The 18,120-nt window shown below is 57.0% G+C and carries 15 protein-coding genes; 7 read left to right on the forward strand and 8 right to left on the reverse strand.

What is annotated here, in order from left to right; translation table 11 throughout:
- From M1D87_RS12005 to pdxR, 5 genes are all read right to left on the reverse strand, one after another.
- The gene (locus M1D87_RS12005; protein WP_015270106.1) at nt 1-1,410 is read right to left on the reverse strand and encodes a circularly permuted type 2 ATP-grasp protein; all 1,410 of its coding nucleotides are present in this window, start codon (nt 1,408-1,410) and stop codon (nt 1-3) included.
- Nucleotides 1,411-1,888: 478 nt separating this feature from the next.
- Nucleotides 1,889-2,344 carry a GNAT family N-acetyltransferase gene (locus M1D87_RS12010; RefSeq protein ID WP_232880962.1) on the reverse strand — a complete coding sequence of 152 codons (456 nt, stop codon included), beginning with the start codon at nt 2,342-2,344 and terminating at the stop codon, nt 1,889-1,891.
- Between the two features lie 271 nt (nt 2,345-2,615).
- On the reverse strand, nt 2,616-3,881 hold the full coding sequence (locus M1D87_RS12015) for an MFS transporter (protein ID WP_023660577.1): 1,266 nt from the start codon (nt 3,879-3,881) through the stop codon (nt 2,616-2,618).
- A gap of 33 nt (nt 3,882-3,914) precedes the next feature.
- Nucleotides 3,915-4,985 (reverse strand): sugar phosphate isomerase/epimerase family protein, encoded by a 1,071-nt coding sequence (locus tag M1D87_RS12020; protein WP_123084338.1) that lies wholly within the window; start codon nt 4,983-4,985, stop codon nt 3,915-3,917.
- 111 nt (nt 4,986-5,096) lie between these two features.
- Entirely contained in the window at nt 5,097-6,602 is a 1,506-nt protein-coding gene (gene pdxR, locus M1D87_RS12025; protein WP_421091544.1) for a MocR-like pyridoxine biosynthesis transcription factor PdxR, read from the reverse strand.
- A gap of 443 nt (nt 6,603-7,045) precedes the next feature.
- Between pdxR and M1D87_RS12030 the strand changes: the two genes are divergently transcribed.
- Nucleotides 7,046-7,978, forward strand: coding sequence for a LysR family transcriptional regulator (locus M1D87_RS12030; protein ID WP_023662742.1), 933 nt, complete (start codon nt 7,046-7,048; stop codon nt 7,976-7,978).
- Nucleotides 7,979-8,006: 28 nt separating this feature from the next.
- Here M1D87_RS12030 and M1D87_RS12035 read toward each other — a convergent pair whose 3' ends face one another.
- Together M1D87_RS12035 and M1D87_RS12040 are read right to left on the reverse strand one after the other, a co-directional pair.
- On the reverse strand, nt 8,007-9,308 hold the full coding sequence (locus tag M1D87_RS12035) for an SLC5/6 family protein (protein ID WP_061552117.1): 1,302 nt from the start codon (nt 9,306-9,308) through the stop codon (nt 8,007-8,009).
- 57 nt (nt 9,309-9,365) lie between these two features.
- Nucleotides 9,366-10,484, reverse strand: coding sequence for a trans-sulfuration enzyme family protein (locus M1D87_RS12040; protein ID WP_123084337.1), 1,119 nt, complete (start codon nt 10,482-10,484; stop codon nt 9,366-9,368).
- Nucleotides 10,485-10,646: 162 nt separating this feature from the next.
- Between M1D87_RS12040 and M1D87_RS12045 the strand changes: the two genes are divergently transcribed.
- From M1D87_RS12045 to M1D87_RS12065, 5 genes are all read left to right on the forward strand, one after another.
- Entirely contained in the window at nt 10,647-11,258 is a 612-nt protein-coding gene (locus M1D87_RS12045) for a trimeric intracellular cation channel family protein (protein ID WP_061305835.1), read from the forward strand.
- A 25-nt stretch (nt 11,259-11,283) separates the two neighbouring features.
- On the forward strand, nt 11,284-11,664 hold the full coding sequence (locus M1D87_RS12050; RefSeq protein ID WP_123084336.1) for a Rid family detoxifying hydrolase: 381 nt from the start codon (nt 11,284-11,286) through the stop codon (nt 11,662-11,664).
- A 566-nt stretch (nt 11,665-12,230) separates the two neighbouring features.
- Nucleotides 12,231-12,824: a GNAT family N-acetyltransferase gene (locus tag M1D87_RS12055; RefSeq protein ID WP_061305271.1), complete on the forward strand. Its 594-nt coding sequence runs from the start codon at nt 12,231-12,233 to the stop codon at nt 12,822-12,824.
- A complete protein-coding gene (locus tag M1D87_RS12060; protein ID WP_039612879.1) occupies nt 12,821-13,180 on the forward strand; it encodes a cupin domain-containing protein in 360 nt (119 codons plus the stop codon). The genes M1D87_RS12055 and M1D87_RS12060 overlap by 4 nt, the downstream gene beginning before the upstream one ends.
- A gap of 284 nt (nt 13,181-13,464) precedes the next feature.
- Nucleotides 13,465-16,008 (forward strand): bifunctional diguanylate cyclase/phosphodiesterase, encoded by a 2,544-nt coding sequence (locus tag M1D87_RS12065; RefSeq protein WP_123084335.1) that lies wholly within the window; start codon nt 13,465-13,467, stop codon nt 16,006-16,008.
- 22 nt (nt 16,009-16,030) lie between these two features.
- On the opposite strand, the gene M1D87_RS12070 is transcribed toward M1D87_RS12065, so the two are convergent.
- Nucleotides 16,031-16,945, reverse strand: coding sequence for a LysR family transcriptional regulator (locus M1D87_RS12070; protein ID WP_123084334.1), 915 nt, complete (start codon nt 16,943-16,945; stop codon nt 16,031-16,033).
- Between the two features lie 199 nt (nt 16,946-17,144).
- Between M1D87_RS12070 and M1D87_RS12075 the strand changes: the two genes are divergently transcribed.
- Nucleotides 17,145-18,113 (forward strand): ABC transporter substrate-binding protein, encoded by a 969-nt coding sequence (locus M1D87_RS12075; RefSeq protein ID WP_015270114.1) that lies wholly within the window; start codon nt 17,145-17,147, stop codon nt 18,111-18,113.
- Nucleotides 18,114-18,120: the final 7 nt, after the last annotated feature.

The raw sequence follows: 18,120 nt of genomic DNA on the forward strand, positions 1-18,120 counted from the left end.
TCAGTCCTCCACCACCCAGGTGTCCTTGGTACCGCCGCCTTGCGACGAGTTGACCACCAGCGAACCTTCCTGAAGGGCCACGCGGGTAAGGCCGCCTGGCACCAGTCGGGTTTCACTGCCGGACAGCACGAACGGGCGCAGGTCGATGTGGCGCGGCGCGATGCCGCTGTCGACGAAGGTCGGGCATGTGGAAAGGCACAGGGTAGGTTGAGCGATGTAGGCGTGCGGGCGGGCCTTGATGCGGGCGCGGAAGTCCTCGATCTGTGCGCTGGTCGCCGCAGGCCCGACCAACATGCCGTAGCCACCGGAGCCCTGGGTTTCCTTGACCACCAGCTCGGGCAGGTGGGCCAGGACATGGGAAAGCTCTGCAGGCCTGCGGCACTGCCAGGTCGGGACGTTGTTCAGGACCGGCTCTTCGCTCAGATAGAAGCGGATCATGTCGTCGACATAGGGGTAGATCGACTTGTCGTCTGCCACCCCGGTGCCTACCGCATTGGCCAGCACCACGTTGCCAGCGCGGTACACCGAAATCAGCCCCGGCACGCCCAGCATCGAGTCAGGGTTGAACGACAGCGGGTCGAGGTAGTCGTCGTCCAGGCGGCGATAGATCACATCCACCTGTTTTGGACCAGCGGTAGTACGCATGTAGACGTGCTCGTCACGGATGAACAGGTCCGCACCCTCGACCAGTTCGATGCCCATTTCCCGGGCCAGGAAGGCGTGCTCGAAATAGGCACTGTTGAAGCGGCCAGGGGTGAGCAACACGGCAGTGGGGTTGTCCAGTGGGCTTGCGCTCTTGAGCGTGTCCAGCAGCAGGTTGGGGTAGTGGTCGATGGGAGCGATACGCTGTGCGGCGAACAGCTCGGGGAACAGCCGCATCATCATCTTGCGGTCTTCGAGCATGTAGCTGACCCCGCTGGGGGTGCGCAGGTTGTCCTCCAGCACGAAGTAGCTGCCATCCCCGTCACGGACCAGGTCGACGCCAGCGATATGGGCATAGAGCCCGCGGTGCAGGCCCAGGCCCTGCATGGCGATCTGGTAGCCTTCGTTGGCCAGCACTTGTTCCGGCGGGATGATGCCGGCCTTGAGGATGCGCTGGTCGTGGTAGATGTCCTGCAGGAACAGGTTCAACGCCTGAACCCGCTGGATACAGCCGCGCTCGACCATGCGCCATTCGCTGGCGCGAATGCTGCGCGGGATGATGTCAAAGGGGATCAGGCGCTCGGTATCCTCTTTGTCACCGTACAAGGTGAAGGTGATACCGGCGCGGTGAAACAGCAGGTCAGCTTCGCGTCGGCGTTGCTCCAGCAACTCCAGCGGGGTGTTTGCCAACCAGCGGGCGAACTCCTGGTAATGCGGGCGGCAACTTCCGTTCGTATCATACATTTCATTGAAAAATGCCCGGGACATACCCACTCCTTGCCACCGTTGCCGGCAGCTTCATTGCGGTTCATCTACGTGTTTCAGGGTGCGGCCTTGCGGGTCGGTGGGTGTTTTGTCTGCGGTGAGCCTCGAATCCGATCAATTGCTGTGCGTTGTGCACGCAAGAGGCCATTGCAATGAAGGTGCCGAAAGCCAGGCACAGCTCTGGAGTGGCAACAGGCTGGCGGTAACGCCTTGAAACTCTTGGGTTTTATTGCTGAATTCGATGACTGCGCCGCATGCAGCCGTGCGGGAACGTCGGGAGGGGGGGGCAGGCACGCCTCAAAAAAAGGCGCGCTATGCACCGAGCTGCAGCTTTTGCTCCGAATTGGAGCGAGTCCATGGCGAGGCGACACTCCGGCCGCGCAAGCAAGGAGTAGTGCGTTTCGTTCCGAGTGTCAGGTTATGACGCAGTCACCGACGCAGAATACTCTGGACGTCGCTTGCAGATCGAAAGCGGTCACTATCAATCAATGGATTTGGCCATTTCCGACGTTCCAGTCCAGCCGGTCTGCTCATAGACCGGTTTACCCGTCTCGGTGGCATGCAGGACAGCGAAGGTGATGCCTCGGCGAGCGAACTCGGCGTCAGCAGCCTGCATCAAGGCCGAAGCCAGGCCGCGGCGGCGGTAGGCCGGCTGGACGAACACATTCAGCACGTACCCACGTTTGTCCAGGGTTGGGTGCGATGGATGGGGAGGCCAGTCAATGCTCATCAGGCCAATGGCTGCAACCGGTTGGTCGCCATCCAGGAGCTTGAAACCGTAATACCGACCGTCACCGAGCCGCTCTTCCAGCCATGGGCGAAAGTGTTGAGTCATGACTTGCAGTTTTTCAGGGTCGCCACCTGCCTCAAGAAACATCTCCTGGCGATGCGAGCATATCATTGCTGCGTCAGCGGGCCCGACTGGCCGACACTTCAGGCCTGAAGACGCTCCACATCCTTACTCATTGAATCAGCAGGGCCTATGTAGGAGCGGCCTTGTGTCGCGATGGGGCGCGCAGCGGCCCCGGCAATTTCAACTGTTGCGCATCAGTCCTGGGGCCGCGATGCGGCCCTTTCGCGACACAAGGCCGCTCCTACAGGTACAGCGACAACCTCGAGAGCAACGCTGTACCTGTGGGGTTTTAGCCGCGAACACCGGCGTTGTGGGCGGAGGAGGGCTCGGCATGATGGACGAACCCTGGCGACGATCAGGCTTGTACCGCGTCGGCCCCGCCAGAGAGCACGGATTTTTTGCGTACCGCTTGATAGAGAAGGCTGGACACCATGAAGCCTGCAATGGCCAGCACGCTCATCAGAATGAACACATAGTTGTAGCCCTGTTGACCAGGGAAGTGGTCGAGGATCGCGCCATAGATGACGTAGGCAAACATGCCGGGGGCATAGCCGATCAGGCAACCGATGCCGAAGGCCGAGCCGGTGATGTGCTGGGGAATGCCGACTTCGCCCATGGGTGCCCAGAACACGCCGCGCATCGAGAAAACAATCAGGGCGAAGGATAGGGTGGCCGCCATCCCCGCATAGATGAAGCCCGGGCTTTTAGGAATCAGCATGATCACGGCCATCAGCGGCAATAGCGCCAGAAATGCCCACTTCAGATAACGGCTGGTGCTCTTGAACTGCTTGTCGGCAATGAAACCGCCGGCAGGCCCGCCGAGGATTTTCAGGAAGTATTGATTGATGATGCCGTAGGCGCCTACCAATGCTACTGGCAACCCGTACATTTCCTTGAGGTAGGGGATGAAATAGGTCAGGCCGCAGTAGACGATGTAGACCATGAACACATTGAGGCTGACCAACCAGATACCGGGTACCTTGATAGCCTCCATCAGGTTTGCCAGACCGTTTTTCGGCTTGGTGGCCGATTGCGCATTACCGCCCTTGAGCAGGACCCAGGTCAGGGTGCCAGCCAGAATGTCGATGACCGAGTAGAACAGGATCGCCGATTTCAGGCCGGCTTCCCCCGAGCCCATGGCGACGAACACGCCCAGTGCGGAAAAGGCCACCAGCGTATCAACCACGCCGCGCCCGCCTTCCAGCAGGCCGAACAACCGGCCTTGCTCCTGATCGTCACCCAGATTGCGGATGGCCTTGAGCAGCGATGGCCAGAACAGGCAGTCGGCACAGACGGCCAACAGACTGAACACGATCAGCAAACTGCTGAAGGGCGGAAAGGTCGCCAGGTACAACCCCAGGCTCCCGGTCCCGATCAGGCCGAGGGGGATCAGTTTGCGCGTGTCGTAGCGATCGGCGAGCAGGCCACCAACCACGAACAGTGCAGTCGCGATGATCGCGTTGGCACTCAACAGCATGCCGATTTCAGTGTGGCTCAGGCCCATGAATTCCTGCATGGGGACATAGAAGGCGTCCTTGAGATTCGCCAGCTTGTAAATGGTGCCGCCACCAAGGATGAGAATCAGGAATCTGAGCCATTTGGCCTTGTTTTGAGTTGTCATTATTGTTCTCCGGGCGTAATCGGGTCGTCAGGTTCAGGCGTTGGAAGGAGCGGCCAGGGTCAGTTCAGCCAAGGTGCGCAGTTCGCCCAGCAAACCTCGGACATAGGCCACCTGATTGTTCGCCCAGCGGTGTTCGTCGGCCAGCATGCGCTCGAGCGAGTAGCCTTTCGGGAGCGGCGTTTCGCTCATCTCCCGGTAAGCAATGAATGGATCGGCTGCTTCGAGGCTCTGGCGGAAGGCCGGGGCCACGTAGTGATTTTCCTGCTCGAGAATGAACGCGATCACTTGCGGGGTTGCTTCGCCCAGCATCAACAGTTCGAACAGCATGCGGGCGCTGGGCAGATCGTCTTCGTCGCTGCCTTGCAACACGCCGTAATGGCCGAAGCCGTTTTGTTCGGGGACGATGCGTACGCCCTTGAGGTGAGCCTGGCGGATGTGCGGCGCCAGGTTGTGCAGGGCCTGCAGGGGCTGTTCGCAGGCATTGATCATGTTGCCGAAGTCGAACAGGGCATGCAGGCGAGGGTGGTTGACACGGTTGATCAGCTGCGCGATTTCGCTGCTCTTGAGTTCTTCATGCTGCTCGAAGTCAAAGTACAGATCGTTGGCATCGGCCTGTTGTGCGAGGTAGTGCAGGTCGGTCTCGATCACGTCCATGACCCGCGACAGCGGACCCTCGTAACGTGAGTAGACACGGATGTTGCGCACCCCCAGTTGCTTGGCGATGGCGATCACCTGGTCGACATCCTTTTTCAGCGTGCTGCTGATTTCCAGGTGCACATCCAGCCCCAGCGCCTTGGCCTTGCTGGCAAACGCCTGGAGCTGCTCTGGCGACATCTGGCTCAGGCTGTTTTCCTCGCCGTCGAGCAAATGCAGGCTCAGGCCTTGCAGCTCGTGGCGATAGGCGAAGTCCAGCATGTCCGCGGGTGTGACACGACCGTGGGTGAGGTTGGTCAGTAGCGGGTAGGCGTGGGCAAACAGGCGCAATTGCCCGAGACGCTCAAGCAGCCGCTGGGCCAGTGCCTCTGTCAGCACTGGAGCAGCCACGTGTTCCACCACCTTGTGGCTCAGCAAGGCGTTGAATCGTTCCTGGATCTTGTTGTTCATTAGAGTTGTTCCTGGTTCAGGCACCGGTCTACCGGCGCAGCCTTTATCGCGCCAGCCAGGAACTCTCGATAGATCCATTATCAATAAATTGATAAGGCCACTTTCCACGCATCAAGTGGTCGGCGGAAGATAACCCAGCGTGCGCAAAGCCTGGGCCAGCTCCTCGACACGCTCCCGGGCCTGCTTTTCAGGCGTGCCGGCAAAACCGATCAACAGGGCAGGCGGCAGGTCACGCTTGATGCGGTAGTCGCTCAAGGCGTAGGTGTGGATGTTTTGTCGGGCCAGTTGCCGGGCGATTTCAGTGTCACTGAGTTCGGGGGGCAGCCAGGCGATCAGGTGCATGCCAGCATCCGTCGGAGTGATCCTGAAAAAGCTGCCGATCTGCTTTTCAAGTTGTTCGATCAACGCCTGCTGGCGCGCCTTGTACAGTGCACGCATGCGGCGGATGTGCCCCAGGAAGTGGCCTTCGCTCATGAAGTCGGCCGTTGTGGCCTGAAGCAGTGTGGGCGGGCTGCGATCCATGACCGCGCGCAGGGTGCAGAAGGGCTCGACCAGCGCCTGCGGCAGAATCACGTAGCCTAATCTCAGTGACGGGAAGAGCACTTTGCTGAACGTGCCGACGTAGATCACTCTGGCCATCTGGTCCATGGCATACAGTGCCGGAAGAAGTCGACCACTGTAGCGAAACTCGCTGTCGCAATCGTCCTCGATGATCCAGCTCTGATGCTTCGCAGCCCAGTCGATGAGTGCCTGGCGCCGCACATAACTCAGGGTGACACCCAAAGGATGCTGACGCGAAGGCGTACAGAATACCAGGCGCGCATCAGGGCACTCGGCAAGGCCTTGCTGGACATCGATCCCCTGTTCATCAATACGCAACGGAATGATCCGGGCCCCCTGGGCTTGCAACGCAATTCGCGCGGCGATGTGCCCAGGGTCTTCCATCCAGACACTGTCCTGCGGATTGAGCAGCAGCATGCCCAGCAGGTTGAATGCTTGCTGCGCGCCGGAAACGATCACTACCTGCCCGGCATTGCAGTCGATACCTCGCGCATCGAAGACATACTCGGCAATCGCTGTGCGAAACGCCTGCAAGCCTTGCAACTCGCCATAACCCAGGATCGCCTTGGTTGGCTTTAGCAAATGACGGTTCATCAGGCGCCGCCAGATTGCTTGTGGAAATCCTTCATAGGTGCTGTGACTGGGCAGGAAGGAGGTCGGCGTCGCCGGATCCCAGTCGGCATAGGACACCCCGCGAAAATGATCGCTGCGCAGCGACAGCATCGACTGGCTCAGTTCGGACAGGCGCGGTGGCTGGCGCGGTGCTTCGTCCTCGATACTCCGGTTTTCCCACTCAGTACCGACATACGTACCTGCACCCGTGCGCGAGGCCAGGAAACCTTCGGCAATCAACTGATCGAAAGCATTGAGGATGGTGATCCGCGACAGCCCCAACTCGATGCTCAAGGTCCGGGTCGACGGCAGGCGCACGCCCCCCTGAATTCTGCCGTTGAGTATCTGTTTGCGAATCTGCAGATACAGCTGACGGTACAGAGGTATGGCACTGGCACGGTCCAGTTCGATAGCCGACAGCAGCAAACCTGTGGGGGATTTCATGACATGCTCGTCTGGGTGAAACGGGATTTGACCCGGGAACCGTCAGGCGACGGGATTTCAGGGTAGCGAGCGATACCCGATAAGTCATCTGTCCGGTGTTGATGTCCGGCACACTCCGGGGCTGGATAATGAAAAGGACCGATTCACGTCAACTGGGTGTGTAACCTTCCGTATGCCCGACGCCTGATCAATATCCACCGTTCACTTGAGGTACTCCACCACGTTTGATTAGCAATCGAACTAAGTTTTTATGTGCTTAGGGAACCGAAAATTGATCAGCACGAAAATATTTCACTAACCCCAGTAACTGCTTTTCACCTAAAATTAGCCATGCCGCTGAAAAATTGATAGCTGCTTGAGTTTAATATGTTTTTCCATTATAGAGTCGCCAGCACTGTCATGCATTCAGCGTTTAATGTAATCGCCTCTTAAAGGAATAAGCGATGAAAATCAACATGTATCGGGAGCTTGAGGTTTTTCGTGCCGTAATGCTTGCCGGAAGTACAAGCATGGCCTCGAAAATGCTGGAGATTACCCAGCCGGCTGTAAGTCAGCAAATAAAGAAGCTTGAAAGCAAGTACGATGTTGTGTTGTTTGAGCGTAATCGCGGGCGTTTGGTTCCTACCCGCGAAGCACATGCCTTAATGGAGGAGGTTGAGACTTTCTTCAACGGCTTGGCGATGATTGATCACAAACTTCGGTCGCTGAAAAGCAGTGTAAAGTCGAGTCTGCGTCTTGCTGTGCATCCCGCGTATGGAAATTTCTTGGCTCCAATGGCCATTGCACGCTTTCGTCAGAAGTTTGATGTGCCGGTGTTCTTTGAGGTATGCAGCTCAGCCAGCGCTTACCAACGGGTACACTCTGGTGAGATTGACTTCGGCATTATAGCAAACGAAATCGAAACGAAAGATTGTGAGCAGTACAACTTCTGCAGTGCTAGAGGATTAATTGTTTCACCACCTGGCCTTATAGGTGGACACGTTAAGGAGCTAACGACATCTGATTTGCTAAAGTACCCATTCGTGGCCATGAACGCTGAGGATCACACGCGCCTAGAGCTTGAAGCACATATGGGCGCTGCGGCAAAGCAACTTGATATTGCCGTACAAACCCCCTATGCCCTGACGGTTTGTGAGCTGGTGGCTCAAGGCGTTGGCGTCGGCTTGGCGCATCCTATTGTGGCGTCTAGCTACCTGCCTGACAAACTAGAAGCAAGGTTGCTTGATAAAGAAGTGCGTTTTACGTCAAAGTTGATTTTTCGGAAAGACTCAAGGCTGTCTTTGGAAGCAAAGGAGCTGATACGCCTACTGAGGATCCAATTGGAAGGCGATATCAAGCGCTTGGATAATCTACTTGGATTCAGCGTGTTGGATTGAAAAGGAAGTCCGTTTCCTTTTGCCGGGTTTAGTGCAGGAGGTATTTGATGATGTTCTGTACGCCGTTGAACAGACAAAGCAGGCCGATGGTCAGTACGAAGTAGTTAACCAATCCGCCTCGCAGGTGTTGGAGTTTCGGCGACTTGTAAAACGCATACTGTGGCAGGAAGTACACCACAAATACGCTGACCGGCACCATGAAGTATTTGATCAACATGATGATGTCGAGGTTTGGAATGGCGGGGATCACGGTAATCGCGAAGACCAGCGTCAGGATAATGGCCTTCATCATCCCACCGTCGACAAACTCGGTGCTGCTGCCGAAGTAGTTTTTCGCAATGCCCTTCAGGCTTTCTCGGGTAGCCAGGTACTGAGCCAGGTACGCCTTCAAGGCTGCGAAGAAGATGATGATCTGGGAGCTGATTGCCAGCCACGGATTGTCAAATTTTCTCGCCATGTAGGACAAGGCTGTCAGGTTCTCGCCGCGAGCTGCCTGAAGCTCCTGTGGCGAGAGGGCGAAAATGCAGCTCCATGCAAAGAACACCACAGTCACCACGACCACAACGATTGCGATCAGCAAGGTACGTCCGATTCGCTGCTGAGCTTCAGAGCCATAATGCTTCTTGTAGTGCGCAACGAAGCTCGAAACGATTGGCGTGAAGCTGAATGCGTAGATCACCATCGGCAACGACGACCACACCGAGCCCATGATGCCGCTCACTCCACCATAGTCATGCGCCGTGACCATGAACGATGTGTTCCAGTGTGGAATACCCATCAGGCCAAAGAAGATGAGGGAGAAAATGAACGGGAATACGATGAGCCCGATGGCTTTAACAACGAAGGTTGTTTTGCCTTGAGCGATCAGAAGCGCCGTTAACGTAACTCCGATTACGACCAGCGGGCGGTTCAACCCAGGGATACCGAGCTGAGTATTGAAGAAGTCGATGAAGGTGTTCGACATGGTGATTGCGTAGACGACAAGTGATGGGAAAATCATCATGAAGTACGCAATACTCAGCACTCTAACGGCGCGATCCCCGAGCAATTCCCTTGTAGTGTCGACGATATTACTGGTGGATTCGGCTGTTACGGTACCACTTGAAATATACTGGCAAAGCACTCGATAGCTGTAGTAGGTAATCGGGAATGCGATTAGCGTCAGAATAAGCATTGCCCAAAAGCCCGACAGCCCAAGGCTGATAGGCCAGAACAACGAACCTCCCCCGACGGCGCAGCCATAGATGCCGAGAACCCAAAGGAAATCATCTTTCGTGAAGCTTTTCTTACGGATTTCAGGTTTTACCGCCTGCATCGTAATTTCGGTCATTTTATGTCGTCTCTTGTTCTTTTTGTGGTCATATGATCAAAGCTTTTTTGGTAAAGCTTACTGAGCTTGATTGAGTGCCTTTTCCAAATCCTCCAAGAGCACATCTACTGGCTCCAGGCCGATAGATAGCCGAATCAATGAACTGTTGATTTTATTGTGTTGCCGACCAGCCATAACTTGCTGTGGGTAATATGCAGCGAGGCTATGTGTACCGCCCCAACTTGCACCAATTGCAAAGGTGCGAAGGGCATCAAAGAAGTTGCCAATACGCTCGTCTGATTTGAGCGAGAAGGAAAACAGCGATCCTGGGCCGTTGAAGAGGGTTTTGTACAACTGGTGATCTTCAGCACTTTCCAATGCTGGGTAGTACACCTTTTCAACCAGCGGGTGGGATTCCAGCCAGTTGGCGATAGCGAGTGTGCTCTTGCCCTGGTGCTCGAGCCTCAGTGGATAAGTCTCCAGGCCCCGTAGGGTCAGATAGCAATCATCCGGACTCACGTACATACCCAGTAGGTCTTGCTGCAGACGCATGCGTTTGTAGAGCTCTGTGTCGTTGGTCGTGACGCTTCCCATCAGGAGGTCGGAGTGCCCGCTGATTACCTTCGAAAGCGCCTCGACAACCAGGTCGACCCCATGCGCAATGGGCTGGAAGTTCAGGGGGCTCGCCCAGGAGTTATCGATCAGCGTGAGGATGGAATGCTTCTTCGCAGTCCGCACGATGCTGTGAACGTCCTGCATCTCCATGGTGATCGACCCAGGAGATTCCACGAGGATCAGCTTGGTGTTGGGCTTGACAAAGTCCTCGATGGCCTGTGGCGATCCATCTGGGAGGAAAGTGACGTCGATACCGAACGAGCGAATGTTGTTGGCGAGGAACTCGCGAGTGGGCCCATAGCAGTTGTCTGGTGCGATCACGTGATCGCCAGCCTTCAGGAAGCTCAGCAGGACAAGTACCAGGGCGGCCTGCCCAGAAGGCAAAGCCACGGTATGTGCTGCACCGTGCAGCATAGAGATTGCCTGCTCCAGCTCACGGTTCGTCGGGGTTCCGGTCAGGCCGTAGCTGAAGCCATCAGGCTGACGCTCGCGACGGTTTGCAAAGTCGGCGAAGTTGTCAAAGACGACTGTGGACGCCCGGTGAATGGCTGGCACGAGGCTTTTGAACGGTTGGGTTTTCATTTTTTTTCATTCGTTTCGAAGGGGTGGGCAGAGGCTATTCCCCGTCCTAGAACGAATCAATATTCTGTGCTTATAGAGTGATAAGCGTGGCTTATTGAATGTCGATGTTTTTGAATGAAGTCAGAAGGTAGAGTTATCCACCTGAACACTCAGGTACTACCTATGCTTCTTTACATATATCTAATGGCGATCACCGCAGAAGCGATGACAGGGGCGTTGTCTGCAGGGCGGAGAGGCATGGATTGGTTTGGCGTAATACTGGTGGCTTGTGTAACAGCGCTAGGCGGTGGGTCGGTACGAGACATTTTACTCGGTCATTATCCGCTTACTTGGGTGAAACACCCCGAGTATCTGATTCTCACCAGTATTGCAGCACTTTTCACGGTCATGATCGCACCATTAATGAGACGCTTGAGATCTCTATTTCTGGTTCTGGATGCGGTTGGCCTTATTGCCTTTACTTTGATCGGATGCCAGACCGCTCTCGATATGGGGCACGGTTTATTGATTGCTTCCTTGAGCGGCGTTGTGACAGGTGTTTTTGGTGGCGTACTTCGCGATATCTTTTGCAATGATATTCCACTGGTGTTCAGGCGTGAGCTCTATGCAGGTGTTGCATTCGTTGCTTCCTGGTTCTACTTCGCCTGTGGCTACTTAGGGTTTTCACATAATCAAGCGATTCTCCTCACCTTCCTAGGAGGTTTTGCTCTCCGGCTTTTGGCTATTCACTTCCACTGGGAAATGCCAAAGTTTCAATATAGCGATGAAAGATAGTAAACATGTCCAATCTGAGGGTTTTATGCTAAAGCATTTAGTGTCAGAAAACGCACCTGGAGCCGTCGGCGCATATTCTCATGCCGTCAAGGCCGGTGACATGCTGTACCTCTCTGGTCAGTTGCCTTTGGATGCCAGCACCATGCAGCTGGTTTCGGGCATCGAAGCGCAGATCCGGCAAGCTTTCAAGAATGCCGAGACGCTTATTTTAGAGTCCGGCGCCGAGATGAAAGACGTGGTTAAAGTAAACGTTTTTTTAACTGATCTTTCATGTTTTGCGCTGGTAAACTCGGTCATGGCTGAGTTTTTCGCCGCGCCGTATCCCGCTCGTGCTGCAATAGGTGTCGCAGCTCTGCCCCTGGGGGCTGAAGTAGAAATCGAAATGATCGCGCTGGTCAGGAGCTAACATTGTGCCCTAGTTAAACCATGCATTAGGCGTAGCCACGAATCTACGCCTTTATGCCATGCTATATGCGCATCGGTAACTAATCTCAAATTTTAGAGCCTGGCGCTGTTCGATACAGGCCGCATAACGGAAGCACAGATGAGCATTGGCCTTCACTCCCTGCATGGCTTCAACAAAGTCTGCATAGAATGCCGTTAGGAATGAAGTTTCGCTGTGTCATATTTTTCCCTTTGCTGCCCTAAGCGAAAGGCAGTTTCGGGTCGGTAGCTGCCTTACGTGACATACAGCTCCATACCGAGACAAACCTGTTCTGATTCCGGCAATCCCGTCATGGAAGCACAGGTCGCCCCGCTTTTCGCCTCAGCAACTCCTGCAACTGCACGATCGATTCCCCAGGCATGCGCCTTTGTTCGGCCACGTGCCTCCAAGCATGGGACGGCGTCGCACGCCGTGCTGACGGTGTTCGCCCAGAGCATGATGGGAACCGCTAAACCTGCTTACCCTGCCACCCTGTCAAAGGCGTAATCCTTGAAAACTAACCACCCGATCCCATGGGAGCACTGTAAATGTCTGTCGACTTCAGACCCGCTCAAGCCTCGGACGCGCACGATATTGCGCGCTTTTTTCAACTGACATCGGAAGGTATGGCCGATTACATATGGAGCAAGCTTGCCGCACCTGGAGAAGCATTGCTGAGTGTCGGCGCGTCTCGCTATGCCAGGGAGCAGGGTGACTTTTCCTATAAGAACTGCCTGATGGCCACTTTCGAAGGGCGCGTCATCGGCATGATGCATAGCTATGCCTTGCACGAGACCCCTGACAGGCCTGTCGAGACAGACCCGGTCCTGGCGCCTTATTCCGACATGGAAATACCCGATACCTTGTACATATCCAGCCTGGCCCTGGACGAAGCCTGGCGCAGCCAGGGGCTGGGCGTCCAGTTTCTTCGCCACGCCCAGCAGCGCGCCGAGGAGTCTGGCCTGAATGGGCTATGCCTGATCGATTATGCAGAAAACCACGGTGCACGCCGCTTCTACGAACGTCACGGTTTTCAAATTGTAAAAACCTGCCAGATCGTCCCGCACCCGATGCTGGGCGTGACCGGTGAAGCCTATTTGATGTACCGCCCTAACCACAACGTGCTCGAGAAAAAACCATGAACAAGAAACTGACCGTGTTCCGCGAACTGGATATTCAGCCGGTACGTGACCTTCCTTTTTTTGAAGAGGTCCTTGAAGGCACCCCTCATACGCTGACGTCCAAGTACTATCACGACGAACAGCAAGGTCGCATTTCCGGAGAATGGGAAGCCAGCACCGGAGCGTGGCGCATCGATTACAAAGTTTGGGAGTTCTGCCATGTCCTGAGTGGACGCTGCGTCATCGAGCTTGAGGGATGCGCTCCCATTACACTGGCCGCTGGCGACACGTTCATTATCGAACCGGGCGCCAAGGGCAAATGGACCGTGCTGGAAGATATGAAAAAGAACTTCGTGATCCTTTTGCCCGCGAACTAAGGCTCGCGTTTCATCGAGCGCAGCGCAGGGTCAGTTAGCATGCTTGCCTGCTGCGGCGCTCGAATGTTCTTTGGCAGGCAACAACAGTCCTCTAAACCTCATGTCTGCGCTGTCGCGCATTGAACTGAGCCTTTGTGGGGACGGCCTTGTGTCGCAAAAGGGGCTCAGCACGGCCTCAGGATCTTGAGTACGCGTCAAACTGCCAACCACCGATCGTCAGCTCCATCGACCTCCAGTCCTGCTGCCCGGTCAACCGGGAGACCCTAGGCCGCGATGGTGAACCAATGGACGTCCTTGCTGACAATGAAATGTCGACCCGTAGTCATGTGGTCGGGCAACTGATCGTGGTGTTTTCCTTGATTCTGCTGCTGGCCTTGTTATTGGGGCTGTTCTCCCTCTACCGCCTCGCCGAGGCGCTGGATGCCCGGCAAGTGCAGCAAAGCCGCTTCTATGCTGAATCCGCCATGGCCCAGTTGCAGAAAAACGACAAGACGTTCCTGCTGACCCATGCCAACTGGCAGGCCGCCTATGATCACTTGGGCGGGCAGGTTGATGCACATTGGGCATACGACGAGGACAACGTTGGCGCCACGCTCTATACCTCCGATGGGTACGAAGGCGTATATGTGCTCGATGACGACGGCACTCGGTACGCAATACTGGACGGTAGGCTCAGCCAGCAGGGCCTGGAGCATCATACTGTCAGTGCTGGCAAGATCCTGCAGGAGGCTCGGCAAGCAGCTCAGCACGATCAGGCGTCTTCAGGCTACCTGGTCTTTCGTGGCCAGCCGGCGGTGTACGTCGCTGCACTGATCCGCCCGCAGACCCAGCCGGCCCGCCCGCCGGGACCAACTGCGGTGTTGGTGTTCATTCGGGTTCTATCGCCACAGGTGCTCTTGCCGCTGGGCCAGGCGGCGGGGTTGTCCGGCCTGGCCGTGGACGATTCGGCCGATCAGCGTCAAGGGCGCGGTGCCCTGCCACTCGAAGGCAGCGGCCACGCCTTGACATGGGATATACCGCAGCCTGGCACCGAATTGATCCACACGGTAATCGCGCCCTTGGCTATCGCCGTTCTATTCATCGCGTTGAGCATGGCATTGTTTGCACGCTATGCGATTCGGGCCAGCACCAGGATCGATCGTAGCCACCGTGCTCTTATGACTTCCCGGGTTGCCCTGCAATCGAGTGAAGAGCGCTTCAAGGCAGTGGCCGAAGCCGCGTCGGACTGGATCTGGGAAACTGATGTACTCCTTCGCCTGACCTACCTGTCGGACCGGTTCACCGCACTCACCGGGCACCCGGTCGAGGCGTGGCGACAGCGCCCGATTACCGAGTTGCTGTCGTGTGACACCAGTAACCTGCGGACCTCGCTGCACAGCCTGGCCGCGACAGGCTCTTCCGGCACGCTGCGTTGCCAGTACCAGGACCATCTCGGTCAACAGCGTATCTGCAGGATCGCATCTCGTGCGATCGTGGCCGAGGGCGTCTGTACCGGCTTTCGTGGCACGTGCAGCGACATCACCGACGAAGTGGCCGCCCATGCCCAGATTCAGCACCTGTCTTTGCACGACGCCCTGACCGGCCTGCCGAATCGCAACAAGCTGTTCCGTTTTCTCGAACAATCAACGCCTGGCGCCCAGCTGGCGCTGTTGATGCTGGACCTGGACAACTTCAAGCCCATCAACGACAGCCTTGGGCATCCAGCCGGCGACGCGGTGCTGCTCGAGGTTGCGAGCCGCCTCGGTCAAACTACCCGTGACAGTGATCTGGTCGCCCGTCTGGGAGGTGATGAATTCATCGTCGTACTTACCCGGCCGGGCGATCACGAAGACATGGACCGGTTCTGCATGCGCGTGATCGAGGCGATCAAGCGCCCCATTCAGGTCGAAGGGCATGTCGTGCAAGTGGGGGTGAGCCTGGGTGTAGTGCTGTCGGCCGAATACCCCGGTACACCGAGCGACCTGATCCGGCACGCCGACGTGGCCCTTTACAGCGCCAAGCAGGCGGGCAAGAACACCTGGCGCTTCTTTTCGGCACAGATGAACGCAGCATTGATGGAGAAACGTGTGCTGGAAAGCGAGCTGCGCGAGGGCATACCGCGTGGCGAGCTGGTGCTGCATTTTCAGCCGCGCTTCAAGGTCGATGGGGTCTCGATCGCATCGGCCGAGGCCCTGGTGCGCTGGCAACACCCTCGCTTGGGCCTGCTGCGCCCGGACCGTTTCATTCCACTTGCCGAAGAGTCCGACCTTATCGTGCTGCTTGGCAACTGGGTGCTGCATGACGCCTGCATCAAGGCGCGGGGCTGGCCGCAGGCGGTGATGGTCTCGGTCAACATGTCGCCGGCCCAGTTCAGCCGCAGCGATGTGGTCCGCGACGTCGGTAACGCGTTGCGCGCCACCGGGCTGCCAGCCCACCGCCTGGAGCTGGAAATTACCGAAAACGTCATGCTCAACGATGTCGAAGGCGCACTGCACACCATGCTTGCACTGAAGGAGCTGGGCGTGCGCCTGAACATGGACGACTTCGGGACCGGTTACTCCTCGCTGGGCTATCTGCGTACCTACCCGTTCGACAGCATCAAGATCGACAAGCGCTTCGTGCAGCACCTGGGCAAGAGCGGCAGCGACCGTAGCGTGGTCCAGGCCATCATCAACCTTGGCAATGCAATGGGCATGACGGTGACTGCCGAAGGTGTCGAGACCGCCGAGCAATTGGCCTTGCTCAGCGATGACCAATGCCATGAAGTACAAGGCTTCCTGCTCAGCAAACCGCTGGAAAACGAGGCACTGATGGGGATGATGAAAGACCAGGTGTCGTTAGCGCAATGACGCCTCGCAGAGGAGGGCAGTTTCATTCGGATGCAAACGACGGCCGTTCCGCGAACCATGCCACCGCCAGCTCCTTGAATGCCTCAGCCGAAGGCGTCAGCGGATAGCGCTGATCATGCGCCAGCACGATGCTGTGCGTTGGCAATTTCTCCTCGGTCGGCCGACATACCAGCGCTTGACCATCATAACTGCGGTCACCAAATGGCCGGGTGTAGATCAGCGCCACGCCAAACCCGTTGGCGACCAGGCTACGCTGCATCTCGAAGGTGCGCACACGGTGTACAGCGGCGGGCGAAAGATCGTAGAAGCTGAACAGGTCCAGCACATGCTGCCAGCTGTGGACCTGATCGGTGACTACCAGGGTGTATTCGGATAGCGCCTTGAGGCTGACGCGCGACTCCCTGGCCAAAGGGTGATCGGCAGCCAGCAGTACCTGAGCGGTCAGCTGACACAGCTGGGTGCATTGAGTGTTCGGCGGCAGACCCAGATCGTAGGTGATCGCCAGCTCTATCGCACCCTCACTCAGCCGCTTGCCAACATAATCGAAGCTGCCTTCGCGCATATCGACCGTGACCCTCGGGCAGGACTCCTGCATCCGTCGCACGATCTGTGGCAGGCAATAGGGCGCCAGGTCTTCAAAACATCCGACCACCAACTCTCCGACACACTCTCCTGCATTGGCATTGATCTCGGCAAAGGTCCGAGCCTCGCTCAGAACGCGGCGGGCCTGGACCATGACGGTACGCCCGAACGGGGTCAGCGATATGCCGAGGCCACGTTGGCGCACGAAAATAGATTGGCCCAGCACCTCTTCCAGTTCGCTGATGGCCGCCGAAATGGAGGGCTGCGAAACATGAAGCTCCATGGCGGCAGTCGTGAAGTTCCCGTGCTTGGCCGCTGCGAGCGCGTAGCGCAGTTGTCGCAGTGTGAACTTCATAGGTTTTTCCGTTGTGATACATCAGGACATATTATTTTATCCTTTTTTGAGGTTGTGAAATATTTCCTCTGTGCAGTGGCAACCGATCACAGGTGCCACGCCGATGCCGATTGCAAGGCTGATCAGCCAGTTTGGCGACCCTCTTTGGGCCGGATGCCCTCGACTACTGCAATCCATGTTCTTGTTTGGGAGCGTCACAATGAAAATTACAAAGGCTCTGCTGACCACCACACTATCTTTCGGGCTGCTGGCGGCCGCTGGTGCCAGCCAGGCGGCCGGCTGGTGCGAGTCTGGCAAACCGGTGAAATTCGCCGGATTGAACTGGGAAAGCGGGATGCTGCTCACCGACGTGATGCAGTTCGTGCTGAAAAATGGTTATGGCTGTGAAACCGACAGCCTGCCGGGTAACTCCATCTCCATGGAAAACGCCCTGAGCAGCAACGACATTCAGGTGTTTGCCGAAGAGTGGGTAGGGCGCAGCGAGGTCTGGAACAAGGCTGCGGCCGCCGGCAAGGTCGTTGGCGTCGGCGCGCCGGTCGTTGGCGCAGTCGAAGGCTGGTATGTGCCGCGTTACGTGATCGAAGGCGACCCCAAGCGCAAACTCGAAGCCAAGGCACCGAACCTCAAGACCATCGCCGATCTTGGGCAATACGCCCAGGTATTCAAGGACCCGGAAGAACCGGACAAGGGGCGCTTCTACAATTGCCCGGCCGGCTGGACCTGCGAGCTGGACAACAGCGAGATGCTCAAGCACTACGGCCTGGAAAGCAGCTACACCAACTTCCGCCCGGGCACCGGCCCGGCACTGGATGCCGCCGTGCTGTCGAGCTACAAGCGTGGCGAGCCGATCCTGTTCTACTACTGGTCGCCGACGCCGCTGATGGGCCTGGTCGACCTGGTCAAGCTGGACGAGAAGCCAGGCGTGGATAAATCCCTGACCATCAAAGTGGGCCTGTCGAAGGCCTTCCACGAGCAGGCGCCGGAACTGGTGGCGGTGCTGGAAAAGGTCAATCTGCCGATCGACCTGCTGAACCAGAACCTGGCGCGCATGAGCAAAGATCGCATCGAGTCGCCGGAACTGGCCAAGTTGTTCCTCAAGGAGCACCCCGAGGTCTGGCACAGCTGGGTCAGCGAAGACGCAGCCAAAAAGGTGGACGCGGCACTCTGAGCGTGTG

Source organism: Pseudomonas sp. SA233 (genome assembly GCF_054792385.1).

What these genes read in the sequence shown, in the direction of transcription:
- M1D87_RS12005 (WP_015270106.1), bottom strand. Translation starts at nt 1,410, where the DNA reads ATGTCCCGGGCATTTTTCAATGAAATGTATGATACGAACGGAAGTTGC.
- M1D87_RS12015 (WP_023660577.1), bottom strand. Translation starts at nt 3,881, where the DNA reads ATGACAACTCAAAACAAGGCCAAATGGCTCAGATTCCTGATTCTCATC.
- M1D87_RS12020 (WP_123084338.1), bottom strand. Translation starts at nt 4,985, where the DNA reads ATGAACAACAAGATCCAGGAACGATTCAACGCCTTGCTGAGCCACAAG.
- pdxR (WP_421091544.1), bottom strand. Translation starts at nt 6,602, where the DNA reads ATGAAATCCCCCACAGGTTTGCTGCTGTCGGCTATCGAACTGGACCGT.
- M1D87_RS12030 (WP_023662742.1), top strand. Translation starts at nt 7,046, where the DNA reads ATGAAAATCAACATGTATCGGGAGCTTGAGGTTTTTCGTGCCGTAATG.
- M1D87_RS12035 (WP_061552117.1), bottom strand. Translation starts at nt 9,308, where the DNA reads ATGACCGAAATTACGATGCAGGCGGTAAAACCTGAAATCCGTAAGAAA.
- M1D87_RS12040 (WP_123084337.1), bottom strand. Translation starts at nt 10,484, where the DNA reads ATGAAAACCCAACCGTTCAAAAGCCTCGTGCCAGCCATTCACCGGGCG.
- M1D87_RS12045 (WP_061305835.1), top strand. Translation starts at nt 10,647, where the DNA reads ATGCTTCTTTACATATATCTAATGGCGATCACCGCAGAAGCGATGACA.
- M1D87_RS12050 (WP_123084336.1), top strand. Translation starts at nt 11,284, where the DNA reads ATGCTAAAGCATTTAGTGTCAGAAAACGCACCTGGAGCCGTCGGCGCA.
- M1D87_RS12055 (WP_061305271.1), top strand. Translation starts at nt 12,231, where the DNA reads ATGTCTGTCGACTTCAGACCCGCTCAAGCCTCGGACGCGCACGATATT.
- M1D87_RS12060 (WP_039612879.1), top strand. Translation starts at nt 12,821, where the DNA reads ATGAACAAGAAACTGACCGTGTTCCGCGAACTGGATATTCAGCCGGTA.
- M1D87_RS12065 (WP_123084335.1), top strand. Translation starts at nt 13,465, where the DNA reads ATGGACGTCCTTGCTGACAATGAAATGTCGACCCGTAGTCATGTGGTC.
- M1D87_RS12070 (WP_123084334.1), bottom strand. Translation starts at nt 16,945, where the DNA reads ATGAAGTTCACACTGCGACAACTGCGCTACGCGCTCGCAGCGGCCAAG.
- M1D87_RS12075 (WP_015270114.1), top strand. Translation starts at nt 17,145, where the DNA reads ATGAAAATTACAAAGGCTCTGCTGACCACCACACTATCTTTCGGGCTG.